The sequence below is a fragment of the Nostoc sp. CALU 1950 genome (assembly GCF_051172895.1).
GTDB lineage: Bacteria > Cyanobacteriota > Cyanobacteriia > Cyanobacteriales > Nostocaceae > Nostoc > Nostoc edaphicum_A.
Genome location: NZ_JBDNJQ010000115.1, coordinates 1 through 26,235, shown reverse-complemented (window position 1 = coordinate 26,235; position 26,235 = coordinate 1). Strand labels below are relative to the sequence as shown.

At 41.0% G+C, this 26,235-nt stretch carries 19 protein-coding genes; 11 read left to right on the top strand and 8 right to left on the bottom strand.

Going from position 1 to position 26,235, the window contains the following annotated elements; all coding sequences use genetic code 11:
* Positions 1–314 precede the first annotated feature (314 nt).
* A complete protein-coding gene (locus tag ABF638_RS25920; protein ID WP_190936344.1) occupies positions 315–584 on the bottom strand; it encodes a type II toxin-antitoxin system ParD family antitoxin in 270 nt (89 codons plus the stop codon).
* Positions 585–708: 124 nt separating this feature from the next.
* Positions 709–1,362 carry a Uma2 family endonuclease gene (locus tag ABF638_RS25915; protein WP_435025783.1) on the bottom strand — a complete coding sequence of 218 codons (654 nt, stop codon included), beginning with the start codon at positions 1,360–1,362 and terminating at the stop codon, positions 709–711.
* Positions 1,363–1,560: 198 nt separating this feature from the next.
* Between ABF638_RS25915 and sat the strand changes: the two genes are divergently transcribed.
* The 4 genes from sat (at position 1,561) to ABF638_RS25895 (ending at position 7,949) form a co-directional block, all read left to right on the top strand.
* Complete coding sequence (sat, locus tag ABF638_RS25910) at positions 1,561–2,739, top strand: sulfate adenylyltransferase (protein ID WP_435025782.1); 1,179 nt, start codon at positions 1,561–1,563, stop codon at positions 2,737–2,739.
* A 136-nt stretch (positions 2,740–2,875) separates the two neighbouring features.
* Complete coding sequence (locus ABF638_RS25905; protein WP_435025781.1) at positions 2,876–5,017, top strand: caspase family protein; 2,142 nt, start codon at positions 2,876–2,878, stop codon at positions 5,015–5,017.
* Between the two features lie 355 nt (positions 5,018–5,372).
* Positions 5,373–6,281 (top strand): restriction endonuclease, encoded by a 909-nt coding sequence (locus ABF638_RS25900; protein ID WP_435025780.1) that lies wholly within the window; start codon positions 5,373–5,375, stop codon positions 6,279–6,281.
* 126 nt (positions 6,282–6,407) lie between these two features.
* Entirely contained in the window at positions 6,408–7,949 is a 1,542-nt protein-coding gene (locus tag ABF638_RS25895) for a phytoene desaturase family protein (protein WP_435025779.1), read from the top strand.
* On the opposite strand, the gene ABF638_RS25890 is transcribed toward ABF638_RS25895, so the two are convergent.
* The 4 genes from ABF638_RS25890 to ABF638_RS25875 form a co-directional block, all read right to left on the bottom strand.
* Entirely contained in the window at positions 7,936–8,604 is a 669-nt protein-coding gene (locus ABF638_RS25890) for a hypothetical protein (RefSeq protein WP_435025778.1), read from the bottom strand. The genes ABF638_RS25895 and ABF638_RS25890 overlap by 14 nt on opposite strands.
* 644 nt (positions 8,605–9,248) lie before the next feature.
* Complete coding sequence (locus tag ABF638_RS25885; RefSeq protein WP_435025776.1) at positions 9,249–9,710, bottom strand: hypothetical protein; 462 nt, start codon at positions 9,708–9,710, stop codon at positions 9,249–9,251.
* A 27-nt stretch (positions 9,711–9,737) separates the two neighbouring features.
* Complete coding sequence (locus ABF638_RS25880) at positions 9,738–11,576, bottom strand: SUMF1/EgtB/PvdO family nonheme iron enzyme (RefSeq protein WP_435025775.1); 1,839 nt, start codon at positions 11,574–11,576, stop codon at positions 9,738–9,740.
* A gap of 425 nt (positions 11,577–12,001) precedes the next feature.
* Entirely contained in the window at positions 12,002–12,736 is a 735-nt protein-coding gene (locus ABF638_RS25875) for an ABC transporter permease (protein ID WP_435025774.1), read from the bottom strand.
* Positions 12,737–13,466: 730 nt separating this feature from the next.
* On the opposite strand from ABF638_RS25875, the gene ABF638_RS25870 reads away from it, so the two are divergent.
* Positions 13,467–14,552 carry a glycosyltransferase family 4 protein gene (locus ABF638_RS25870; protein WP_069071147.1) on the top strand — a complete coding sequence of 362 codons (1,086 nt, stop codon included), beginning with the start codon at positions 13,467–13,469 and terminating at the stop codon, positions 14,550–14,552.
* Between the two features lie 530 nt (positions 14,553–15,082).
* Here ABF638_RS25870 and ABF638_RS25865 read toward each other — a convergent pair.
* Complete coding sequence (locus ABF638_RS25865) at positions 15,083–16,714, bottom strand: DUF655 domain-containing protein (RefSeq protein ID WP_435025772.1); 1,632 nt, start codon at positions 16,712–16,714, stop codon at positions 15,083–15,085.
* A gap of 207 nt (positions 16,715–16,921) precedes the next feature.
* On the opposite strand from ABF638_RS25865, the gene ABF638_RS25860 reads away from it, so the two are divergent.
* From ABF638_RS25860 to ABF638_RS25835, 6 genes are all read left to right on the top strand, one after another.
* Positions 16,922–18,091, top strand: a complete 1,170-nt coding sequence (locus ABF638_RS25860; RefSeq protein WP_435025771.1) for a cysteine desulfurase family protein — start codon at positions 16,922–16,924, stop codon at positions 18,089–18,091.
* Positions 18,092–18,529: 438 nt separating this feature from the next.
* Positions 18,530–19,606, top strand: a complete 1,077-nt coding sequence (locus ABF638_RS25855; RefSeq protein WP_435025770.1) for an iron ABC transporter substrate-binding protein — start codon at positions 18,530–18,532, stop codon at positions 19,604–19,606.
* Positions 19,607–19,761: 155 nt separating this feature from the next.
* Positions 19,762–20,772, top strand: coding sequence for an iron ABC transporter substrate-binding protein (locus tag ABF638_RS25850; RefSeq protein ID WP_435025769.1), 1,011 nt, complete (start codon positions 19,762–19,764; stop codon positions 20,770–20,772).
* Between the two features lie 3 nt (positions 20,773–20,775).
* Positions 20,776–22,413 (top strand): ABC transporter permease, encoded by a 1,638-nt coding sequence (locus ABF638_RS25845; protein ID WP_435025768.1) that lies wholly within the window; start codon positions 20,776–20,778, stop codon positions 22,411–22,413.
* A 67-nt stretch (positions 22,414–22,480) separates the two neighbouring features.
* Positions 22,481–23,521 (top strand): ABC transporter ATP-binding protein, encoded by a 1,041-nt coding sequence (locus ABF638_RS25840; RefSeq protein WP_435025767.1) that lies wholly within the window; start codon positions 22,481–22,483, stop codon positions 23,519–23,521.
* Between the two features lie 85 nt (positions 23,522–23,606).
* Positions 23,607–25,991: an ankyrin repeat domain-containing protein gene (locus ABF638_RS25835; RefSeq protein WP_435025766.1), complete on the top strand. Its 2,385-nt coding sequence runs from the start codon at positions 23,607–23,609 to the stop codon at positions 25,989–25,991.
* A 45-nt stretch (positions 25,992–26,036) separates the two neighbouring features.
* Here the strand turns inward: ABF638_RS25835 and ABF638_RS25830 are convergent.
* Positions 26,037–26,235 (bottom strand): hypothetical protein (locus ABF638_RS25830; protein ID WP_435025765.1); only part of this gene is annotated, 199 nt, incomplete at its 5' end.

Sequence of the window (26,235 nt, the reverse complement as noted above, 5' to 3'; positions counted from 1 at the left end):
GGGGATCAAAAGTGCCTAAAGTTACAGAGAGAAACTTTTCAAACATCCTCTAAGAATCTCTACACTGGAATCCGAAGGAAGATAAAAAACAAGATACTTTTTAAATCCTTTTATTGCTTGCTGTCGAACACCAGCTAAATTAGGATGAGAGAATTGACAAGATTTTCCCATTCCTGGCATTTTACCCAGTTGTTTGAAAGTTATTTCTGCTGCTGCAAGAAACCTATCTGAAGCTTCCTAGTTATCTTCTGCAATATAAGTTGCTAATTCTATCAAATCGCGGATGACTTGCGGTCGTTTGCTTACGTCGCTCATTAACCTTGGTTTGACCCTTTATGCTTGGTGATTCTTTCCCGCACAGCTTGGCGTATATCTTCCCAATCATCAGGAGTCATCTCAGTTGCATTCCCAGAATTTAAACCTTCTAAAAGCATCGTTTCTAAACGTTCAGCCGCTTGACGCTTTTGGTCTTGGCGCACTAACTCACGAAAATATTCACTGACACTGCTGTAACCACCAGTTGCCACTTTCTCTTCTATATAAGTCCGCATTGCATCAGGGAGAGATATATTTATACTTTTCACTGGCACAACTTCCCTAATTTTTCCTTCATAATATTACTTTATGCCAATTTATGCCATTTATTGCCATACAAGGATCAATTAGCAAAAGCGATACCTGCGGCGGACTACGCTTACGTACTCTCTATCAAAAACTACTTCTCTCTAATGTTCCTTCAAATTCTTTCAAAGCTTGTAAAGTTCCTACTTGCCAAGCTCGTTCAACTGTAGCGGCAATAATTTGAGTGAGAGGGATATTTGGAAAGTTAGGACTGTTATCAGATTCGATGTAATGTCCATCCCTGAGTAAATAAATCCTCAGCTTTTTACTATCGTAAATCCATAGTTCTGGAACTGCGATCGCTTCGTAAGCATCAAGAGTTGTTTTTGATGTTACATCTGTTTCAATTGCCAAATCAGGAGGCGGATCGTTTGGTTCTAGTTTGCGACGACCAATCATTCTTTGGTAATTTTGGATGTAGAAGCAAGCATCTGGTTCTACCCCCGCTATATTTTCCCGCTTGAAGGTAGTTGAACCGAAGGGTTCATAACTTTTTCCGACGATCTTCAGCAAGATTTTTACAATATCCGAAATTAAGTCCTTTGATTTTTCGTGTTCGGGTAGAGGAACCATAATTTCTAACGTAGACTTGCTGTAAGCAACTCGTAGCGATCGCTTTTCACCCAGTTCTTGCAAAATAGACTCAAATTCTTCCCAGCTTATATCCTGGATATTTACTGTACTACCAGGCGTTATCCGCATTTGGCTAACAGGTTTAACAACGGGGGATACAGCAGTCATAAGCACTTTCCTTATAAAGGAACTATTCTGAAAATTGAGGCTGGATTAGCTTTAGCCTAACCTAATCAGATCGCTTAGAGGCTAGTTGCAACAATTTTCCTCCATTCTTTAAACTCTTTTTTTCTCAGTACCAGCATTTGATAAGTTAGTTAGTACATAATCTGAAACAATAACAGTTAATACAAAGAGGGGATTACGTTGAGTCACAATCCAGATGCCATAGCCCCCCACGGTGGACAGTTGGTTAACCGTATCGCCACATCAGAACAAAGAGCAGAGTTCCTGTCAAAAGCTGACTTTTTGCCACGAGTAGAACTTGACGATCGCGCCGTTTCTGATCTAGAAATGATTGCGATCGGTGCTTTTAGTCCACTCACGGGTTTTATGAACCAGGAAGACTACGATCGCACTGTTACAGAAATGCGATTAGCTAACGGTCTTGTGTGGTCAATCCCGATTACACTATCGGTAAACGAAGAAGTAGCTTCCCCCTTGCCAGAAGGCGGCTTAATCCGTCTGGATAACTCCAGAGGCGAATTTATCGGAGTTTTGCAACTCACCCAAAAATATCACTACGACAAAACCCGCGAAGCAAGAAATGTCTACCGCACTGATGATGTCAATCATCCAGGCGTGCAGGTACTCTATAACCAAGGTACTGTAAATCTGGCGGGTGATATTTGGCTGTTGCAGCGTGAACCTCATCCCCAGTTTCCCACTTACCAAATTGATCCAGCTGCCTCACGGCAAATGTTTAAAGACAAGGGTTGGAAAACCATCGTCGGCTTTCAAACTCGCAACCCCATCCACCGCGCCCATGAATATATTCAAAAGTGCGCTTTAGAAACTGTTGACGGTCTATTTTTGCACCCATTAGTCGGGGCGACAAAAGAAGATGATATTGCTGCTGACGTGCGGATGCGTTGCTATGAAATTTTGCTGGAACATTACTACCCTTTAGATCGGGTAGCTTTAGCAATAAATCCAGCCGCAATGCGCTATGCTGGGCCTCGTGAGGCCATATTCCATGCTTTAGTCCGCAAAAACTACGGCTGTACTCACTTTATTGTTGGACGGGATCATGCTGGTGTCGGTGACTATTATGGCACTTACGATGCTCAGTATATATTTGAAGAGTTTGCGCCAACTGAATTAGGCATTGTGCCAATGAAATTTGAACACGCTTTCTACTGCACGCGCACTAAGCAGATGGCAACATCTAAAACTAGTCCCAGCAGGCCAGAAGAACGCATTCATCTATCGGGGACAAAAGTCCGAGAAATGCTGCGGCGCGGTGAGTTACCTCCACCAGAATTTTCCCGTCCTGAAGTAGCAGCAGAGTTGGCGCGGGCAATGCGGATAGAAGTGCCGGTTTAGGGAATTGGGCATTGGGCATTGGTGATATATTCTCCCCTGCTCCCCCGCCCCTCCACTCCCCACACTTTTGTAACTTTACACTACAGAGTTCAGCCCTGTAAGCTGCTAACTGATAGCTGAGGGCTGATAGCTAATTATGAAACGGCGCACGTTTTTACAGAGAATTGGCTCAATACTCGCGGTATTGGGGATAACTGAAGCTGAGTGGTTGTCTTTGGGAAATCGCTATTATCAGGCTTTGGCACAACCAAGTTCGCGTAAGTTGGCATTGTTAATAGGTATTAACCAATACCCTAAAATTCCAGCCCTCAGTGGTTGTCTGACGGATGTGGAACTCCAAAGAGAACTTTTGATTCATCGCTTTGGTTTCCAAGGGTCAGATATTCTCACCTTAACTGAGGAAGAAGCTAGTAGGGAATTTATTGAAGCGGCTTTTTTAGATCACCTGGGCAAGCAAGCTAAACCAGGTGATGTAGTCGTCTTCCACTTTAGCGGTTATGGCAGTCGTGTCAAATTGGAAACATCGCCAGAGGCAATGCAAAATTCTCTGGTGCCAGCTAATGGAAGTACAAATACACAAAACGAGAAAATAGTCAAATATATATTAGAAGAAACTCTACTGCTATTATTACGATCGCTCCCCACAGACCGAGTAACAGCAGTATTAGATACTAGCTATTATGCTCCTAGCACAGTCTTAGGATTAAAAAGTCGCGCCCTTCAGGAGTCAGTAGCACAGTTAGCAGCAGAGGAACTTGACTTTCTCAAACAACTCAAAACTCAGAAGTTATCCAGCACTCCGATTGTTTTAGCAGCTACCTCAGAACCAAAGCAGTCAGCAAGAGAAGGACTCTTTTCTGGTTTTAGTGCTGGGTTATTTACCTACGCTTTGACGCAGTATTTGTGGGAATTCACCCCAGCCAGCACAATTCAAGTCGCCCTTTCCCATGTGGAAAATTCTCTATTCAAATTGGGTAGCAGACAACAACCAGGGAATCTGGAAAACCTCTCTCCAAACCTCTCTCCTAAGAAGAGAAAGGCTTTGAATTCTCCTCCTTCCCTACAAGGGAAGGGGGCTGGGGGGTTAGGTTTGCCAGAGAGTATTATTGGTGCAGAAGGCGCAGTGACAGCCATTGAAGAAGACGGCAAAACAGTCCATCTGTGGTTAGCAGGATTACCGCCACAAGTGCTGCCATACTACGGAGTGAATTCTCGATTTACCTTAGCAACAACAACAGAGCAATTAATATTGCGATCGCGGACTGGGTTAACAGCAAAAGCGCAAATTTCCAAAATTGAAGGCGCAAATCCCCTACAAGTCGGGCAACTCGTCCAAGAAGCAATCCGGGTTTTACCCCGAAACATTAATTTAACAATAGCTTTGGATACTGGATTGGAAAGAATTGAGCGGGTAGACGCCACAAGCGCCTTTGCCGCATCTTCCCATGTGTCCACCGTAGTAGCAGGAGAAAAATCGGCTGATTATATATTTGGTAAGCTACAGGAAATTCCTAGTCGTTATGGTCTATTTACTCTTGGTGGCGAGCTAATTCCTAATACCACGGGGGAAGTAGGAGAAGCAGTAAAATTAACAGCGCAAAAGTTAGCGCCAAAATTATCAACCTTGCTAGCAGCCAAGTTATGGCGACTCACAGAAAATCAAGGTTCTTCCCGCTTGGCTCTCAAGGTAACTTTAGAAATAATTAGTAAAATATCGCCTCGCGTCGTCATGCAGCGCGAAACAGTACGAGCTTTCAAAACTGAAACTCCGATTAAAAAATCACTCCCCACTCCAATTGTCCCTATTGGTAGTCGAATGCAATATCGAGTGGAAAACCAGAGCGATCGCCCAGTATATTTAATCTTGCTAGGATTAAAGAATAATCATACAGCAGTTGCCTTTTACTCTTGGGAAATTCCCCAAGAACCAAACACTGAAGATACCAAGCCTCTTCTCAAAGAAGTCGTCATCGCCCCAGGTGAAACCCTCACCCTACCCCAAACTAATGGTGCGCCAGCTTTCTTTTGCGAACAACAGCTGATTTTTAGTACAGCCCCTTTTAGCGGAACTATCGCCGCTTTGAACACTGCTAAGTATTCCACAGAACAACAACCAATTAACCCATTGTTGAATTCCTTGGATGTTGCACAAGCGTTGCTACAAGACCTACATAACGCCAGTCTCCTCAAAACGGAGATGAATGGCACAGCAGCCGACTCATATATCTTGGATGTGAATAATTGGGCAAGTCTTAGCTTTAGTTTTCAAGTGGTGTAAACATGGAATTAATTAACTTAGTTGTGTATAAAAACCCTAAATCTCTTTAGTGTGAAATGATACTAATTTTAAAAGTTTTTACTGAATACTATAATACTCATAATGCTTGTTTTTGTTGATATTAAAGTTATTCAGTCTGATATTACAAAATGTAATCGCAGAGTAAGTACTACAAAACTGTGATTGTATAATTACTTAAGACTTTGTACGGTTAACCGATCCTTGTGTATATAAACGCTTGGTAGTACATTTGTATTTAATAATCTTTATTTGCTGTATAGAGAATTTTGCTTGTTTTCAACAAGCTCATTTTAAGAAGCGAAAAACAAGAAACAAAAAATTAGGAGTTTTGCAAATGTTGGATGTATTTAGCGAAGAAATTGAACTTTTAATAAAATCAGGTATTGCCAATCTTTATTGGTATAAGGATGATCTCAAAACAGCTTGGCTAAAGTCAGGTATTTCTTGTGAAGTATGTGAAAATTTATTTTCAAGAACTAATACTGAAGGTAGATATTTAACAAAAAAACAATTAATGGATTTGCTTTATGTAGAATTACGTAATCAAGATTATAATAGAAGACTTGAAATATCTAGAAATTTTGTTAGAATTCTAACCGATAGGCAAGTCTTTAATTCTCAAGATCCTAAGCATAAAATAGAGATAAGTCAAGATAGTGCTATTAGATTACGAGAGTTAATAGAACAACAAAAGAAAGAGAAAGAATACAAGGAAGAAATTAAAAATAAAGCACAAGAAGCAAAGAAAGAGGATTACTACTGTCAGCTTTTAACCATAAGGGATCATTTTGGTGAATCGTGTAAATTAATTGGACAAAAGAGAGGATATGAATTAGAAAAAATATTTCCAGATTTAATGAGAATAAGTGGAATTCCTGTTGAAGAATCTTTCAAAATAGTAGGGGAACAAATAGATGGAGCTATTAAATATGATGGGCGTTATTATCTAGTAGAATTAAAATGGATTGAAGCTAAAGCAAACCAAAGCGATATTTCAACTTTATACATGAAAGCTGAAGGGAAAATGCAATCATTAGGATTATTTATTGCAATGAATGGTTATTCTAATGAGGTTTTATCTTCTTTAACAAGAGGTAAAAATATTACTGTTATTCTTTTAGATGGCACGCATATTGCTAACGTAATATATGGTAATTATACATTTCAAGAATTATTAGAACATGCTATAAAACAAGCTTCTTTAAAAGGTGAAATATACTGTTCTCATAATATTTCGTTATGATAAAATATTCGATTATAGTTCAAAAGCTATGATATAGACTATTTTTATCTATCTCACCCACAAGTCTCCAAATGGCTATACTGCCAAAGATCAGTTAGCAAACCAGGCGTTGCAAACATAGGGGATATGCAAAATACAGATATAGTTGTCATTGGTAGCGGTATTGGCGGTTTAAGTTGTGCTGCTCTTTTGGCACGGTATGGCTTTGATGTAATAGTCTGCGAAAGCCACTCCATCCCTGGTGGTGCGGCCCACAGCTTTGAGCGCAACGGTTTCAAATTTGACTCAGGCCCGTCCCTTTATTCTGGACTGTCTTACAGCCCATCTACCAATCCCCTAAAACAAGTATTGGATGCAATTGGTTCTGAATTACCATGCGTAACCTACGATACTTGGGGTTGTTGTTTACCAGAAGGTGATTTTGACACATCGGTTGGTGCCGAGCAATTTTCTGAAGTGCTGATGAAATTGCGTGGTGATAATGCTGTTACCGAATGGCAAGAACTCCAGCGCGTTATGGAACCATTCGCTAGTGCAGCAATTTCTATACCACCAGCCGCATTACGTTTTGATTTGGGTGCAGCTAGAACTGTAGCCCCATTTGCCCCATCTCTGGCAAAACATCTGACAGATGTCATCAAGTTGACTGGCCCTTTCAGCCGGATTATGGATGGCGTTGTTAAAGACCCATTTACCCGAAATTGGCTGAATTTGCTGTGTTTTCTGCTTTCTGGGCTACCCGCAGATGGCACTAGTGGCGCAGAGGTAGCATTTATGTTTGCGGACTGGTATCGACCAGATGCAGTACTTGAATATCCCATTGGTGGTAGTGGTGCTTTAGTTGACAGCCTTGTACAAGGATTGGAGCGTCACGGCGGGAAGCTGATGCTGGGCGCTCATGTGGAGGAAGTGCTTGTAGAAGGGAATCGTGCGGTGGGTGTGCGTCTGCGCGATCGCCAAGAAATTCGGGCGCGTCGAGCAGTAATTTCTAATGCATCGGTTTGGGACACACTGAAGCTACTACCAGAAAAGGCAATACCCAAAAACTACCGCGCTAAACGACAGGCAACACCTGAGTGTGATAGCTTCATGCATCTGCATTTAGGTATTGATGCTCAAGGATTACAGTCAGATTTGCGGTGTCATTACATCGTGGTTAATGACTGGGGATTGGGCATAACAGCACCTCAGAATGTCGTGGTGATATCAATCCCTTCAATTCTCGACCCATCTCTAGCACCACCGGGTAAACACGTGATTCATGTGTATACTCCTGGTAATGAGCCATACTCTATCTGGCAGGGAATGGATAGAAAAAACCAGGAATATGCCGAGCAAAAGCGATCGCGTGCAGAAGTAATGTGGCAAGCGCTACAACGAATCATTCCAGATATTCGCTCTCGTTGTGAAGTCACACTTGTTGGTACACCTCTAACCCACGAGCGTTATCTCCGTCGTCACCAAGGTTCTTATGGCCCAGCAATTCAGGCTGGAAGTAGTATGTTTCCTGGCCCTGGCACACCTCTACCAGGATTGATGTGCTGTGGAGACTCGACATTTCCCGGCATTGGTTTACCAGCAGTCGCCGCCAGTGGGATGATTGCTGCAAATACCCTTGCATCGGTTGATAAGCATTTAGCCATGCTTCAAGATATCAAGTGCATTTAATTTTATAAAATCTTGTTGCCAAGAGAGCCGCACCCACTGCCAAAACTGCCAGTACACTGTCAGGTTCGGGTACGGCAGCAACTTGAGCATCAACTCGTGCAGTTCCAGCAAACAAACCTGTTAAATCAGGGTCGCCTAGTATATTTGCAAACTCTGGAGAAATCAACAATCTAACATCAGGAATGGTTAAAGTTTGACCGTCAAATGCTACAGGTTGCGGAAGACTTAAATCAAACAAAATTGTATTTAAAGAAAATGTGTCTCTTAAAACAAATCCGCTGGCATCTGGGAGGGTACGTCCTGGAGCAAAACCTATTGAAAACTCACCAACAGTAATTTGATCGTTGAAGGTAACAGTACCAGTATGCTCGATTGTACCTGAGAGCGGAGTAAAACCGCCCTCGTCACTGAATGTAAAGTTGGTGGCTGAGTCGATGCTGAAGCCAACTAAATAATTGCTGGGAATTGGTGCGACTGTCTGATTAGTGCCTGTCAAGGTTAGCCCGATATTTTTAAGAATATCCTGGTGGTCACGATCAATGCTGGTGACTCCAGATATCACTTTAAAAGTTGCAGCTTCTACTTGTATGGGTGCAATTGATATAAAAGCTGCTGTTGTACAACCCAGAATCCCTGCCAACTGAGAAAAACGCATATATAGTCCTGATGATATTTGTAGTTTATTTTATCTAATAAAATACTTTTTCTTTATCTAATAACTTAGGAATTAACGCTAATGATACACCCTAATAATATAAAAAATTATTTTTTAAAGTTAGCAACAAGCAATCGTCAAGTTAATATCAAAATTTAAGTCATACAGTTATACAGACAAGGTTATTTAGGTGGGTAAAAATAAATATAACTGCTTATGATAGAGCATAAAATATGAGGCGTAAGGCATTAGGGAACAAAGATGATAAAAATATAGTTATGTTTAATTATGTCCACTTCCAATTATTTAGCCTTAAACCTAAAACTATGATGTGGTCAAATATAAGTTTTATCTCTAATTATTGATAAGTTTAGGTTAAGAAGTGAAGCACTGTTTTATACGGTTTCGGTTTAATAATGATATAGATACGCTGCTACGGACACAGCAATGCTTATGCGTATCAACTTAAGTCAAAACACGAGTAAGTTTACAAAGCATGTTGAAATATGCGCCTATGACGCTTGCGCTGCGGTCTGCACACCATGCAGGTTAGAAAAAACTTGATTTTGCATTAGTCCACGGAGGTGGACTTTACTTGTGTAGGAGCGAATTACATTCGCCAAATACTTTTAAAAATTCTTAATTCACAAACTTGTTCTAATCCACCAGCCTATTTTCTCTAAATTAGGATCTATTTCCTGCCAAAAACTTGCTGAAGAGTCTACTTCTCTTGTTGCTGCGAGTATTTTATCTATACTGTCGAAGTTTTTTTGAATCAACTGTTTATCTAGTTTAGGAATATCTAATTTCAGATATTTCAACCGATTGGGTAACTCTACTTGCTCTGTTGTTGACAAGTGAGTAATCTGATCAATTTTTTCTAAAATTTTGTCTATTGATGCAATGACTTCTTGCAGGTTCGGCTTTTTCGTTTGTAATTGCAAATCTTTTTCTTCAAAAGTTTCTTCTTGATTACCTAACTTTACTATCACTATTTTGACGAAGAAAATATTGTAATCAATTTCACTTACTTCACCAACTTGTTGATGATATTTTCCAGTTTTATTTATAAGTACTATGTCACCTTTCTCAATTCTGTCTTTCATGATTTCTACAACCTTTGAATTAAATTGCTAAATAATCTCCTCTACGGAAAATACTACTCTAAAGCCACAAACCCTTAGTCCACCGTCTGACTCATTCCAGCTACGGCTAGCGCTGCGACACAGTTCTGCGTTGAAACTCCAAGAACCACCGCGTAGTACCCGGCGATTAATATCACCGCCAACTTCCCAAGCTGTTCCATCTAAAGGTGCGTCGTTGTAATTGTTGTGCCACGCATCAGCACACCATTCCCAAACTAGCCCGTGCATATCGTACAATCCAAAGGCGTTGGCGACTTCAAAACTACCGACGTTGGTTGTTTCTTTACGGAATTTGCTTTTTGGTTCGATAGTGCAACTGACTAACTCAGAGGTAATGGTTTCGCCAAAGTGGAAGGATGTTGTAGTTCCAGCCCGACAAGCATATTCCCATTCAGCCTCACTCGGTAAACGATAGTCGCGTCCGGTTTTTTCTGATAGTCTGAGGCAGAATTCTACAGCCTCATACCAAGATACATTTTCTACTGGTCTATCTAGACCTTTGAATTTCGATGGATTTGGATTTAAAGCTTGTTTAACTTTGGGTAAAGCTGCTACTACTCTCCACTGTGCTTGAGTTACGGGAAATTTCCCCATAAAAAATGGTTCAACGGTAACTTGATGTCGAGGGCGTTCGTCAGCATCTCCTTCAAACTCTGGTGAACCCATCATATAAGTACCACCAGGAATCGATACCATTTCTAATGTGACAGATTTACCTAATTCTTCGGCAAAGAAGTTTGCATTGCAACTCATGCGATTTACTTCTCTACCACCTGTGTCTACTGTCACTACGTCAAATTCAAAGGTTTCTAAGGGTGGTAATGGTACGATTACTTTTTGTGGTAGCGGCGGTAATATGGGTTGGGACATCGAAACAATTTTGAGAGCAACTGGTTCAATGTTCGATGTTGCAAATTTCAAATCGTTGATAACTTCTACTGCTGTTTGATATCTTTCGCTAGGCAGATATTTTAGTAATTTATCTAATATTTTTCCTAAGTCGTCGCTAATCGTAATACCTTTTTCTTGTAAACGTTCGCGCCACAACCACTTAGCATTCATTGCATCATAAATAGGATCATTAACCTGTCCAGAAGCATCTTGGAACGGCAAACATCGAGTTAAAAGACGCACGCAAGTTACACCCAAAGCATACAAATCACTGCCGTGACAAGCAAATCCAGCCATTTGTTCTGTTGGGGCATAACCAAGGGTATAAATTACTGTAGCTTGTCTTCCTAAACTGGTTTGTGTTACCTGTTTAGCACCGCCAAAGTCAATTAATACTGGTTTTTCATCACTTGCACGACGAATAATATTTTCTGGTTTGATATCTCGATGAATGACATTATGGGTATGAATAAATTGCAGTACTGGCAATAAATCAGCTAAAAGTTCCCAAATTTGTGATTCATCATAGATTTGTTGCTGAACTTCTTGTAAGAGAGTTTTTCCTTGAATAAATTCTTGTACGAGATATAAACTAGCACCTTGTTCAAAGTAAGCAAGTAATCTGGGAATTTGGGTGTGATTTTCTCCCAGTTCATACAACCGAAAAGCCTCTTCTTTGAAAAATTCTGCTGCTTTGGTGCGTTGTCCTGTTCCCTGAAATTGTGGGAAAAATTGTTTGATGACGCAAGGCGCGTTTAGTCTGTCTACGTCTTCTGTAGCATAGGTTCTGCTAAATCCACCTTCACCTAAAAGTCTTAATACGCGGTAACGGTTTCTTAGCAATTTGCCAAAGTTGCTTTGTCCGCAACTCACACAAAATCTATTGCTGTCAGAGTTGAATGGATTTGAGCAATTGGGATTTTGGCAGATTTGCATAATGAGGGGGAAATAGCATCTTCTCCAAACTTAGCCCCAATATTATCTAATTGAAAACAGTTATGTAGAGAAGCGAACACGGAAGTTTCTTCATGTGCTTAAAACTATCTTTAACACGAGGATAGAAGGATGAATAAATTATATTTATTTATACCAATTCAATTAATGATTGCAACACATACTTGGGTTAAGACGCGATGAATCGCGTCTCTACAAATGGTGTATTTGTCGCATTCTTTTTTACAATTGGTATTACTTATCTATACTATGACGTTGTGTTAGCAGAAAGTATGGCACATTGCCATAATGTTTGGGCGTTGGGCTTGCCGTAATGCACCCTAAATTTTAATATAGCTGTTGTTCATGAGCCAAAAAAGTTCACGAAGAACGAAATTGCCAATAATATTTATTGCAAATAATGACTCTTATTTAAAAGTTTTCTTCTCTCCAGAGGCGCGAATTAATTCAGCTACAATAGCAACGATCGCAGATACGGAAATTAACATTACACTAAGAGCATTAATATCAGGTTTAACTCCTGTTCTAATCCGGCTAAAAATTTCCATTGGCAGGGTGTTAGAACCGCTACCAGCAGTAAAACTGGAAATGAGAAAGTCATCTAAGCTGAGAACAAAGGCTAAGAGACAACCGGCTACAATCCCAGGCATTAATTCAGGTAGCAATACTTTGATGAAAGCTTGGGTTGGTGTAGCCCCTAAATCTAGTGCTGCTTCTTCTAAGTGAGGATCTAAATTAGTCAGTCGTGAAGCAACCACAAGTCCGACGTAAGCCAGACAAAACACTACATGGGCTGCAACTATCGTCCACAAACTCAAAGGGATTGCAAAGGCGGCTAGACATACTAGGGTAGCCACTGCGATCGCAATATCGGGAATAATCAATGGTAGGTAAGCAACACCCCGATACAATTTCTTACCAGGAAATTCGTAACGCGCTAACCCAACCGCCATCAAGGTTCCCAGCACTGCTGAAATTGCCACGGCACAACCAGCAACGATCATACTATTTCGCAAAGCTGATAAGATGCGATCGTCACTGAACAGCTTGCCATACCAATCGAGAGTGAATCCTTGCCAAGTTGCACTGTAGGGTGACTGATTGAAGCTATAAAAGCCAAGTACCAGTATGGGCAGGTACATGAACACAAATATCAGTAGTGAGAAAACCGCTTGCCATGAGACACGCGGTTTTTTGAGAGATGGAGAGATATTCACGTTTATATATATGATGATTTTTATTGATAGCAATACAAAATATCATATTTTATGCAATTAGTCAATAATTGAACTACTTTTTCTCCCTTTTGCCTAGTGGGTAAATTTTCTTGCAAATCATTTAGGATTGCTATAGTTAATTATTACTTTTAAAAACCTAGATAAAACTTCTAAAAAAATACCACTTATCATTTCAAACCATCGAATTTACCAAAATCTGTCCTTTGGGTGGATACAGGTTATCCTTTAGAGTACGGAAAGCCGCCCAAAGAGTGTCTAGATGCTTTATTTTTTAATCAATATTTGTAAACAACTTAATTGACAAGCAATAACAGAGTTTTATCGCCAAATATCGCTATTTAGCTGAGATTATAACGATTTTAGAAAGTTTGTTTTTATAAAAAAATCCATATTTAAAATTGCCATAAATCACCAAAAAATCATAAATCAGAATATAGCTACCTCTTTAGAGGTGGGTAATTTCCGTACTAGGATAGACAAGAAATCCAGAAGTAACAGCATAACATTTGAAGGAGATTGTTAAAAAGTTTAGTATCTGAAGTTACTTTCTGATGCCAAGTGCATCAATTACAAGTACTAAAACAACAGAAATAAAAAACTTCTAATTAAACTTTTATTTTTTAGGAGGTTTGTGATGAGAATTGCTCAAGTCGCTCCATTATGGGAAAGAGTTCCACCTCCAGGTTATGGTGGGATAGAGTTAGTAGTAGGGTTACTGACAGATGAATTAGTCCGACGCGGACATGACGTAACCTTATTTGCATCGGGAGATTCTATGAGTCTGGCAAAATTAAGGTCAGTTCATCCCCGTGCCCTCAGACTTGATCCGACTATCAAAGATTTTGGCATTTACGAGATGCTGAACCTAGCTTCGGTGTATGAACGCGCAGAAGAGTTTGATATTATTCACTCCCATATCGGACATGGGGCATTATCTTACGCAAATCTTGTCACAACCCCTACAGTTCACACGTTGCACGGTATTTTTACCCCTGACAACGAAAAGATGTTTAGTTTTGGTAAAAAACAACCCTACGTCAATATTTCCGATTCACAACGAGAACCAAGGTTAGGGTTGAACTGTATAGCAACGGTTTACAACGGTATTGATGTCAGCAGTTATAAGTTTCACTCCCAACCACAAGATCCTCCTTACCTCGCGTTTTTGGGTCGGATATCTCCTGAGAAGGGAGCGCACTTAGCCATAGAAATTGCCAAACAATCTGGTTGGCACTTGAAAATGGCAGGTAAGGTGGATGTCGTTGATGTGGAATACTTTGAAAAGGAAATCAAACCACTGATTGACGGGGAGCAAATTGAGTATCTGGGTGAAGCCAACCATGTTCAAAAAAATGCTCTGATGGGAGGTGCAGTAGCAACTCTATTCCCCATCACTTGGCGAGAACCCTTTGGATTGGTGATGGTGGAGTCAATGGCTTCGGGTACGCCAGTGATTGCAATGAAATTGGGGTCAACTGAAGAGGTAATTTCCCACGGCAAGACGGGTTTCCTCTGCAATAATATTCAAGAATGCATTAGTGCTATCGATCGCGTCATAGAGTTAGACCGCTATGCCTGTCGTCAGTATGTGGAAAATCTTTTCAGCGTTGAACACATGACTGATGGTTACGAGGCAGTTTATCAACAAATAACCGCAGAACGATTTTCTCAGAATGGACATTTTCGCAATTTGGTTGAGTTAGCTAGCGATCGCATTTAAATACCATATTCATCTGGTTTTACAGCCCTGGCGAAGGTCATTCAGGGCTATACAAACAAAGCCCACCTCCGTGGGCTAATATAAAACAGGAGTCAAAATACAGAATTCAGAATTCAGAATTCAGAATACTCTACCCATAAAGGGATAGAGTTTTAAGGTGAGAATATTTTAATTTTTTTCGCTTGACTTCGGGCGTTAGCGTAGCGGGACAAAGTACGGTTTTAACCGATATTCGTCACCCACTCGTACAGAATTCATACTGAATTCTGACTCCTGAATTCTGAATTCTTCTTATAAAATCAAGCTTTTTCTCAAAAAATTCGCTGCATCTACCAATTAGCAATTGCTAAGAGGACGTTTGAAAAGTCCTCTTATCGGTATCAAAAGTTTTAGATCCCCCTAAATCCCCCTTAAAAAGGGGGACTTTTACTCCGGTTCCCCCCTTTTTAAGGGGGGTTAGGGGGGATCTAAAGTGCCTAAAGTTACAGAGAAATACTTTTCAAACATCCTCTAAGAGTAAATAAAGACTACTACCAAGTTAGTCGATCTCTCCATTTTTCTACAGTTCTAGCACTCACTCCTGGAACTCGTTCTAAGTCTTGCAAAGATGTAAATTTTTGCTGTTGACGGCTAAGAATTATCCGCTGCGCTAATTTCTTCCCAACACCAGGGAGAGTTGCTAATTCTTCCAAAGTTGCAGTGTTAATATTTAGTTGTTTAATTGCTTGTGGTTCACTTGATGAAGAAGTTTTTATTTGGGGACACCGTGTTTGTTCTAATTTGATTTTTTCTTGAATCGCTGGTGGTAAGCCTGGTTTTACTTTGGTATAAAGACGAGCAAATTCTCGCACATAATGAGCAGCAATTATGGGATTTTTAATCACTACAATTGTCTCATCGTTACCATAATTAGCGGCATCTGACCAATTATGAGAACCTGTTATTACTGTTGTACTATCAATAACACCAAATTTGTGATGCAGTAAATCACCTTTGGGTAACATAGGTACGCCTACAGTAGTAATTGGATTAGCCCAAGGATGGTTGTCAACTTCATATTTACATTTATTACTGAGGGCAACCCCCATCATATCCAATGCTTCACTATAGGGACGATAGGCAAATTGTGGTTCAATTAAAGCGCGAATTTGGACACTTTGTTGATGGCGTTTTTCTAAAATATTTGCAAGCCGCTGATCGGAAAACACAAATAATGCCAAATCGGTAGATTTAGTTGCGGAATCTAAAGTTTTGCCAATTAAACCATTACTACTGTTACTCCAAGGTTGAGTTGGAGAAGTAGGCGAAAATTGTACAGTAATTTGGGTGTTACCTAAAGTTATTTGTTTAGGTAAACGCATCGGTTTTTGCAAACCAAATCGACTATCTGGCTGACCTTCTGGCCCGTCACCCCACATAATGTTAAACTCTTCTGTAAATAAAGATGCTAATTCTGGACTGTCAATTTGCAATAAGTTATTGGCATTTCCTAAAGTGTTGGGATTTGTAAAATCACCAGATGTATCACTTAAAGTAAAATTAGCAGAAGTGATAATTAAAATCCGATTATCCACAATCACAAATTTATGATGCATCAAGCTACTACCTGCTGAACCATCTGCTTGATCATCAATCCAGGGAATTTGGGCATTCTGCAAAATCATCAAAGCATCTCTTTGATTGATTTCTGCTGGACTAAGTTGATTGTCTTGGTTAATATCGATAAATTGGCGAAACTCGTTATAGCGTTCCTGTTCCCTTTTATCTAACTTACCTACTTCGGCAGATGTTAAGCTACTCCAAGGTCGGCTGTAGTTATTTTCTAAAATTATCCTGACTTTTACCCCAGCTTTTTGTCTATCAACTAATGCTTGGGCAACTTTGGGTAAACGTAATTCTTGCACCGCCACATCTACTGTAGATTTAGCCTGTGTAATAGCATCGGCAATCTGTTTTTCTAAATCATCCCCAAGGCGAGTTTGCTGGCGGTAAGATTCTTTGTATTCTGAAGACTCAGAATGGTTAAAGTAAACTTGAACTAATGGGTCTTGTGGTAAGGGTTCTGGACGCTGATTGTAGGACTGGACTCGTTGACAACCAGCAAGGGAGAATATTACTAAAAAGATATATAAAAAATATCTTTGTCTAGAGATAAGTTGCACTGTAATCTGTTAAAAGTGGATTGGGAGTGGACATATTTATCATTCCCAAAATGTTGTGTTCTGAATTAAGTAGAAAAATAGCTTTCCAAGGCAAGGGAAAAATCTATTTCTAGAGGCAGAATTACAAAGATTTTTTCCGGTTTTTTTACTCAAGCTGATAATATCAGCAGTCTATTACCAACGTGTGTTCTCACCATTAGCGGTTATATGCAAATTTATCTAGATTACAGCGCCACTACACCTACTCGAAAAGAAGCGATCGCAGTTATGCAAACAATCCTCACTCAACAGTGGGGCAATCCTTCCAGCTTACATGAGTGGGGACAACGGGCTGCAACAGTTGTAGAACAAGCTAGAGTCCAAGTTGCTGGTTTAATTAACGCCGCCAATTCGGAATCTATCATTTTTACCTCTGGCGGCACTGAGGCAGATAATCTAGCAATTATGGGCGTGGCTCGGTTGTATGCTGTTCCTCAACATATTATTATCTCCAGCATTGAGCATTCCGCAATTTCTGAAACAGTACGGTTGCTAGAAATGTGGGGTTGGGAAGTTACGCGCTTGTCTGTGGATATTAAAGGCAGAGTCAACCCCTTGGATTTAAAGGCGGCGTTGCGACACAACACAGTCTTAGTTTCTATAATTTACGGTCAAAGTGAAGTAGGGACAGTGCAACCGATCGCAGAACTGGGTAAGATAGTGCGATCGCATGGTGCTTTGTTCCATACGGATGCGGTGCAAGCTGCGGGACGCTTACCCATAGATGTGCAACAACTTCCTATAGACTTACTTAGCCTTTCTAGTCATAAAATATATGGGCCACAAGGTGCTGGGGCGCTATATGTGCGTCCTGGTGTGGATTTGATGCCTCTAGTTAGTGGTGGTGGACAAGAAATGGGATTGCGTTCTGGTACACAAGCAGTACCGATAATTGCCGGATTTGGTATAGCAGCAGAATTAGCAGCCGAAGAATTGCCTACAGAAACACCACGATTGATTCAGTTACGCGATCGCGCTTTTGCCCAATTAGCTGAGATTCCTGGTTTAATTCCTACAGGGGATGGTTGCGATCGCTTACCTCACCATATCAGTCTGTGCCTAGAAAACGCCGATGGCGAAAAACTCAGCGGTAAAGCCTTAGTACGTCAGCTAAACCTTGCAGGCATCGGCATCAGTGCTGGTGCTGCCTGTCACAGTGGTAAACTTAGCCCTAGTCCGATATTGTTAGCGATGGGTTATTCAGAAAAAGCAGCTTTGGGGGGAATTCGCATTACATTGGGGCATGATACCACCGCAGCTGATATAGATTGGACAGTGATGGTATTGAAACAAGTTTTGCAGAGACTAACACCGGATTTATCTTTAGTTAAGCGTTAAATCCAATATCATAAAACAGGAGTCAGAATACAGAATTCTGACTCCTGTTTTATTCAAAACATTATCAATAATCAAGGTAAAAACTCTCCAAGATGATGTTTGTAAAGTCTAATTTATAACTAACCCTGGCGAGTATTAAGTTGCGGCTAAACCAGATAAAATGAGTAAAATTTGCTGTAATATCTTGAATTTAGAAAAAACATTATGTTTTATATATAGGACTTATATTTAATTTCTGAAAAAACTCAGTACAACTAAGCAGCCTTCTTTCCTATTGCCTATTGCCTATTGCCTGCCTACGCAAATTCGTTCAGAAATCAAAGCGGATTCCTATATATTAGTCAAGAGTAAAACCAGTTTATGATATTATCGATATATTTAATCAATAAAACTATTGATAATTTTGGGTAATAGTTCTAACTCTGGTGGAAAAAAATTATGAAGCGTCGTAAGTTTGTCTATATAGTTGGACTAGCAACTGCTAGTGGGGGATTAGCGATCGCTTGTAATCCTAATCAAACTCCCACCGATACTGCCGAATCGCCTTCAGGGCAAGCTACACCAGCTACGGCTGCTACTGGTGTATTAGAAAAAGAGCTAGTAATCTACTCAGGACGCAACGAAAAACTCATTGGTGAGCTGATCAAACAATTTGAGCAACAAACCAATGCTAAGGTACAAGTCCGCTACGGCGATACTGCTGAGTTAGCATCAGCAATTTTGGAAGAAGGGGCAAACAGTCCCGCAGATGTCTTCTTTGCTCAAGATGCTAGCGCCCTCGGAGCTATTCAAAAAGCAAATCGAGCAGTACAGTTACCAACATCTCTTCTCAATCAAGTAGATAGTACCTATCGTTCACCAGAGGGGAAATGGCTAGGTATTTCGGGGAGAGTGCGTACAGCAGATTACAACTCTAAATTAGTAAAACCAGGGGAATTACCATCGTCTATTTTTGGCTTTACTGAACCGAAATGGAAAGGGAAAATTGGCTGGGCACCTACAAATGGTTCCTTTCAATCCTTTGTCACCGCCTTACGAGTTGCAGAAGGAGAAGACAAGGCTAGGCAATGGTTAGAAGGTATTAAAGCTAACAATGCTAAAGTTTATCCTAATAATACTGCGATCGTAGAAGCCTTATCTCGCGGCGAAATTGCTGTGGGATTTGTCAATCATTATTATCTAGAACGAATCAAACAAGATAATCCTCAAGTTCCTGTGGAGCATCATTTTACCGATGATGTGGGTTCCTTGGTAAATGTCGCAGGTGTAGCAATTCTTAACAGCGCCAAACATCCCAATATTGCTCAAAAGTTTGTCGAATTCATGCTGAATGAAAATGCCCAAAACTACTTTGCTAATCAAACTTTTGAGTATCCTCTAACTTCGGCTGTTGCGCCCAAAGGTAAACTAAAATCTCTCCAAGAAATTAAAAAACAAACTCAAAAAATCGACTTGAGTAATCTTAGCGATTTAGAGACAACACTCAAGCTCATGCAGCAAGTACAAGTCATATAACTTGCTATTGGCTGGAATGCATCTGGCAAAGATAGGAAAAATCTAAATTTTTTGAGAAAGTTTATTGCTTACCAGTACAGGTTAATGGTAAAGGTTGAGAATACCAAGATTATTGCAAAAACTTCCTGGTAAGTATTAAGGTGGAGGATTGGAAATTGAAAAGTTTACCATTGCTGAAAGTTTCAGCGTTAGCTCTAGCTGTAACGCTCGGTTGGGGAATCGGGGTGGCTGTAAATGCTCAAACCAAAACCCTCGTGATCTATTCAGGCAGAGAAGAAAAACTAATTGGCCCCTTAATTGAGAAAGCCAAAAAAGACTTGAATCAGGATATTCAAGTGCGTTATGGCGATACTGCTGAATTAGCGATCGCACTTTTGGAAGAAGGCAAAAATAGCCGTGCAGACTTGTTTTTTGCTCAAGATGCTGGTGCTTTAGGCACTTTGGAGAAAAAACAGGTAACGCTACCAATTGCCTCTAAACTGCTAAACAAGGTTGATTCTCGCTTTCGTTCTGCTAAAGGACATTGGCTAGGAATTTCCGGTCGTGCCCGTGTCATTGACTACAATACCAAGTTAGTTAAATCAGGGGAACTACCGACATCAATTTCGCAGTTAACAGAACCAAAATGGCGCGGTAAAGTTGGCTGGGCACCAGCTAACGGCTCATTTCAGTCATTTGTTACAGCAATGCGAGTCTTAAATGGAGACGAAAAAACTCTCCAATGGCTCAAAGCGATGAAAGCTAACGGTGTCAAAGATTACGGTAAAAACTCTGCGATCGTTGAAGCTGTGGGGCGGGGAGAAGTTCATCTTGGTTTAGTGAATAATTACTACTTGTATCGCTTCAAAAAAGATAATCCGAACTTTCCTGTTGCCCACCACTACACAAGCAAAGATGCAGGATCAATGATTAATGTGGCAGGAGTAGCTATTACGAAAACCACAGATCAAAAAGCTGATGTAGAAGCTTTAATTGATTACCTGCTCAAACAGAGTTCACAAAATTACTTTGCTCAAGAAACTAACGAGTATCCTTTAGTAAAAGGAATCCCAGCGCCATCAAAACAAGTACCAATCAACAAGCTCAATCCACCCAATGTTAACTTGACAGATTTAGATGATTTGCCAGCAACGTTGAATTTATTACAGCAGGCAGGAGTTTTGTAACAGTTGAAAGCGGTTCGCCCTCCATTATTTCTCACATTATCGGCAGCGGTAGTGGCAGTTGCCATTGCCCTGCCATTGCTATACTTAGTAATTCGCACCGCAGGTATTGGCGGGGAAGAGTTCTGGGAATTGATTTCTCGTCCCCGCAATATTATGGTTTTTTTCAACAGTGCGGCAATGGCGGCAACGGTGACGTTATTTTCTACACTAATTGCCGTACCATTGGCATTTTTAACTGTGCGGACAGACTTACCAGGAAGACGTTTCTGGTTAGTGGCGACAACATTACCCTTAGCGGTTCCTAGCTATGTAGGCAGTTTTGCGCTGATTGCAACTTTGGCACCACGGGGTAGTTTTTTGCAGCTGTTGCTTCAACCATTAGGAGTAGAAGAATTACCTTCAATTTATGGTTTTCCTGGGACAGTTTTGGCAATTACTTTGTTTACCTATCCCTATATGCTGCTGAGTGTGCGTTCTGGATTACAAGGTATTGATCCATCTCTAGAAGAAGCGTCTCGTAGTTTGGGTTATGGTAGTAGAGAAACCTTTTTTAAGGTAGTTTTGCCACAGTTGAAACCATCACTGATTGCAGGTGGATTATTAGTAGCTTTATATGCCTTGCGCGACTTTGGGACACCTTCGTTGATGCGATTTGATGCTTTTACGCGGGCAATTTTTTTACAATATAAAACTAGTTTTAATCGGAACTCAGCCGCAGCTTTATCTTTGATGTTGGTGACATTGGTGCTGCTGATTTTGTGGTTAGAATATCGAATGCGATCGCGTGCAGCTTATTATAGTCGTGGTTCCGCTTCTCTACGTCCACCAAAAATTGTCAAGTTGGGAATTTGGAAATGGCCAGCTTTCGGCTTTTGTCTGCTAATTACTAGCTTCGGTGTAGTTTTACCAGTAGGTATCACCTTATTTTGGCTGATTCGCGGACTTAACGGTGGCTATACTTTCCCCAATTTATTCCCCACCATTCTCAACTCCATTGGCGCGGCTGGACTCGCAGCTTTAGCTACCACCATCTTTGCCCTACCAGTAGCAATTTTAGCAGTCAGATTTCCGAGTAAAATCACCGCTATAATTGAACGCTGTTCTTATATAGGTTTTGGAGTTCCAGGAATAGTTGTTGCCTTATCTTTGGTATTTTTTGGTGCCAACTATCTGCCAGCATTGTACCAAACTCTGCCGATGCTGATATTTGCATATTTAGTTTTATTTTTACCGCAATCAGTGGGAACAGTCCGCAGTTCGCTTTTGCAAGTCAATCCCCAGCTAGAAGAATCAGCGCGTAGTCTAGGTAGGAATGCTTGGCAAACTTTAAGAGAAGTTACCCTCCCTTTGGTACAACCGGGTGTATTGAGTGGTGCAGTGCTGGTGTTTCTCACAGCGATTAAAGAACTACCCGCCACCATGCTGTTAGCGCCAATTGGCTTTAGTACTTTAGCAATGCAAATTTGGCAAGCCACAGAAAATGTAGATTTTGCCGATGCGGCGGCGGCTTCATTAGCTATGCTACTAGTTTCTATGGGTTCAACTTTATTGGTGCTATCTCAAGAGAACGTCAAAAAAGAGCAAGTCTTGAAGGAGGCAGGAGGCAGGAGGCAGGAGGCAGAAGGAGTAAATCACTTATAGAATCCGACCTCTTGATTTGAAGCTTTTCAAATAATTGAACTATACTACTCTTCACTCCCAACTCCCTATGCAACAAGTAATTCTAGATTTACAAAATGTCACCAAGCGGTTTGCCGAAAGTGCCTTCCCTGCTGTAGATAACGTATCTTTGACGTTGCAACAAGGAGATATCTTGGGATTGCTCGGCCCATCTGGTTGTGGTAAAACTACACTGTTGCGAATGATTGCTGGTTTTGAGCGATCGCAAGCAGGAGAAATTAAACTTGGTAAACAGATAGTTTGTAATAGTTCTACTTGCATCCCAGCGGAACAGCGCGACATCGGCGTTGTTTTTCAAGATTATGCCCTGTTTCCCCATCTAAATGTGGCAGAAAATGTGGCCTTTGGGTTGAAACATTTCAGTAAACAACAAATACAAAAACGCATAGCCGAAGTTATTACTTTGGTGAGACTCGAAGGTTTAGAAAAACGTTACCCTTACGAACTCTCAGGTGGACAGCAGCAGCGGGTTGCACTCGCCCGTGCTTTAGCACCCCAACCTCAACTCATGCTTTTAGATGAACCTTTGAGTAATCTTGATATCCAAGTTAGATTGCGCTTGCGAGAAGAAGTGCGCGACATTCTCAAAGCCGCAGGTACTTCAGCAATTTTTGTTACTCACGATCAAGAAGAAGCATTAGCTATTTCAGATATAGTGGGTGTGATGCGCCAAGGACATTTAGAGCAAATAGGCACACCAGAAGAAATTTATACACATCCAGCATCAAGATTTGTTGCCGAATTTGTGACTCAAGCTAATTTTCTTCCCGCCCATCGTCAAGGGAATTTATGGAAAACGGAAATCGGCAGTTTTGAGTTAACAGCAAATCATACCGATGATAATGGTGAAATCATGATCCGCCAAGAAGACTTTATATTAAAGCCTAATACCGATGCGCCCGTAGTTGTCCGCACTCGACGGTTTTTAGGACGTGAGTACCAATATTGTTTACAAACTCCCTCTGGTAAAGAACTCCATGCGCGGACGCTGAAAGATACGGCGTTACCTGTGGGTACAAGGGTGGAATTATCTATAGCCAGTGATACTGTAAAGGTTTTTCCACAGTAGATTTTGGTGTTAACTATTTAGACACTAGTTGGAGTTGAATGGGCAAAATAACTAGATAACTCCGAATAGGTAGGTATAAAATATTATGGATGACCAGTTAATTGCCGCTATTGAGTTTCGTGATGCCCAGCGTGTAAAAGAATTATTGGCTACAGGCGCAAACCCAAATGTCAAGAAAGGTGATGAAACAGCCTATGAACTCGCACGCTACGGTCCAGATGAAATTAAATGTGCGTTAATTGAAGCTGGTGCTGATGATTCCTCACTCAGACACTCGTTAGTTTGGGCAGTTATGACAGGTCGAGTGGAAACCGTGAGAGTTTTGCTTACTAGGGGTGCAGATATTAACGTATCAACCTATGGTGGCAACCCATTACAAGAAGCGGCAAGAGTAGGAAATACGGAAATCGTTGACCTGTTAGTTGCTGCGGGTGCTGATGTTGATGACGGCAGTATGCTTTCAACCCCTTTATTAAAAGCTATTGAAAAAGGCAACTTCAATATTGCTTTAAAACTCATTGCCGCAGGTGCGAACCCAAGCAAAACAACAAAGTTTGGGAGTATTCCACCCATCGCAATGGCAGCAGCACAAGGTTCAGCAGCAGTAATTAGAGGGCTGATAGCTGCTGGCGCAGATGTCAATATTTTGACATCAGGAATTACAATCAATCATGCCACAATTCAAAGACAGGCTGGATCTGCGTTAAAAACAGCATTCAATACTTTGGAGACTCTTGGTAAAGCATTTGAAAAGCTCGACGCAGTTGAAACTGGAGATGCACCATTGTCTGAGGTGGGCGAAACCATTGAATCTATTGATATTGCCGCAAATCGGGCGAAGCTTGCCACATCCAACATTGCTAAACCAGAAATTGCAGTTGATACCTTCCCAGCAATTCTGGCAGCACGTTGCGGTCATGGAAAAGCTTTAGCAGTGTTATTGGTAGCAGGTGCTGACCCCCACTGTAAAGATGGTGAGGGATTATCAGCCTATGATTGGGCAGTCCGAAACGAACATTCACAGGTTCTAGAAGTTCTGCGTCACTTTGGTGTGGATGCACCAAGAGTAAGTCCAGAGGAACATCTGCTGAACGCCGCCGAACAGGGAGATGTTGTAGCTGTACGTGCATGGTTGTCTGAAGGTGCTAACGTGAATGCACGCGACCAAAGAAGAAAGACAAAGAACCGCACACCGTTGATGTTAGCAGCATCAATTGGACATTTAGAGGTTGTAAATTTGCTGCTTGATGCAGGTGCTGATATCAATGCCACTGATATTGTTGATGTCAATCAACGACAACCTTGTGGGATTATTTCAGACGATTACGAGTCATTTACTGCGATGAGATTGTTTTTGGGCATAACTCCTTTGATGCTAGCAGCAATTAAAGGATATAAAAACATCGTCCAACTACTAGTTTCACATCAAGCGAATCTTCAAGCACGGGATTGTTTTGCAAGAGATGCCCTATGTCTTGCTTGCATCAACGGACATCTAGAGGTTGTGCAAATATTAATGCAGGCAGGAGTAAACATCAATCAGCAAGATATAGCGGGAGATACGCCGCTTTTGATGGCTTTGAGAAATACCCATATAGAACTGGCAAAATTTCTCATAGAGTCAGGAGCAGATGTCAACGCTAAAAATAATGAAGATCACACTCCTTTAATGGAGGCAGTGCAAAAGGAAGAACATTTAGAGCTAATTCAAATGCTGATTGAACGGTGTGCTGATGTCAATGCCGTTTCCAAAGATGGTGACACTGCAATGACTTTGGCAGATTTATTTAATCGTCAAAATGTCATAGAAATGCTGATTCAGTATGGTGTTGAAAAACGACGATGGGATGAACAAGATGAAGATGATGAAAAAAACAACAGCGACGACGATAAACGCTGGGGAGTAGAACTACCCCGTCCAGACTTTTCCCAAGCAGCCCAGAACCCTAAATATCAAAAAGCAGTTGCAGATTTAGGTGAGATTTGTGGCAGTCAGCCAGTACCTATGTATGATATTCCCGGCTGGTTTAAAGTTCATGTGAACAGCAAACACCGAAGTGATATTAAAACCGAAGATTTACAACAACAGTTTTTACAACGGGGTTGTTTTGTCTACGAGCCAGACAAATACTACGACGCAGAAGGACCGAAACAACTTTATGTTTTGCCAACCACAGATAAATATGATGTGATTGCCCTACATCAAACAAATGGTTGTAACTATGGTGTCGGTTCTGGTTATGTTGTGGAGTGGCTACGAGAACTTGAAGCGGTGCAGCCTTTTATTTTGACCCTAGTTGCTCATGATACTCTCGAAGGCCGTTTCCTCACTCCTATCGAAGACTGTGAAGAACTTGCCGATCGCATGTATGATTTTTGCCCCGATATTGTAGACCAAGGCTGTGGTTCGGTGGAGCGGTTAGCTGAGAGTCTCCGCTCAAGTGACGACTTGTTTTTTTGGTGGGATTAATTGTTTGGCATTGTAGAGATAAAATTTTCCCTCTCCTCGCAGAAGCTACGGTGTACACACAAGTATTTTAACCTGCACCTTTGTTGCATCGACCTGCACCTTTGATGCATCGACCTGCACCTTTGATGCATCGACCTGCACCTTTGATGCATCGACCTGCACCTTTGTTGCATCGACCTGCACCTTTGATGCATCGACCTGCACCTTTGATGCATCGACCTGCACCTTTGATGCATCGACCTGC

Coding starts and splice junctions, on each gene's coding strand:
- ABF638_RS25880 (WP_435025775.1), bottom strand. CDS start 11,576: ATGCAAATCTGCCAAAATCCCAATTGCTCAAATCCATTCAACTCTGAC.
- ABF638_RS25860 (WP_435025771.1), top strand. CDS start 16,922: ATGCAAATTTATCTAGATTACAGCGCCACTACACCTACTCGAAAAGAA.
- ABF638_RS25885 (WP_435025776.1), bottom strand. CDS start 9,710: ATGAAAGACAGAATTGAGAAAGGTGACATAGTACTTATAAATAAAACT.
- ABF638_RS25875 (WP_435025774.1), bottom strand. CDS start 12,736: ATGTACCTGCCCATACTGGTACTTGGCTTTTATAGCTTCAATCAGTCA.
- ABF638_RS25900 (WP_435025780.1), top strand. CDS start 5,373: ATGTTGGATGTATTTAGCGAAGAAATTGAACTTTTAATAAAATCAGGT.
- ABF638_RS25840 (WP_435025767.1), top strand. CDS start 22,481: ATGCAACAAGTAATTCTAGATTTACAAAATGTCACCAAGCGGTTTGCC.
- ABF638_RS25915 (WP_435025783.1), bottom strand. CDS start 1,362: ATGACTGCTGTATCCCCCGTTGTTAAACCTGTTAGCCAAATGCGGATA.
- ABF638_RS25905 (WP_435025781.1), top strand. CDS start 2,876: ATGAAACGGCGCACGTTTTTACAGAGAATTGGCTCAATACTCGCGGTA.
- ABF638_RS25870 (WP_069071147.1), top strand. CDS start 13,467: ATGAGAATTGCTCAAGTCGCTCCATTATGGGAAAGAGTTCCACCTCCA.
- ABF638_RS25835 (WP_435025766.1), top strand. CDS start 23,607: ATGGATGACCAGTTAATTGCCGCTATTGAGTTTCGTGATGCCCAGCGT.
- ABF638_RS25895 (WP_435025779.1), top strand. CDS start 6,408: ATGCAAAATACAGATATAGTTGTCATTGGTAGCGGTATTGGCGGTTTA.
- ABF638_RS25855 (WP_435025770.1), top strand. CDS start 18,530: ATGAAGCGTCGTAAGTTTGTCTATATAGTTGGACTAGCAACTGCTAGT.
- ABF638_RS25890 (WP_435025778.1), bottom strand. CDS start 8,604: ATGCGTTTTTCTCAGTTGGCAGGGATTCTGGGTTGTACAACAGCAGCT.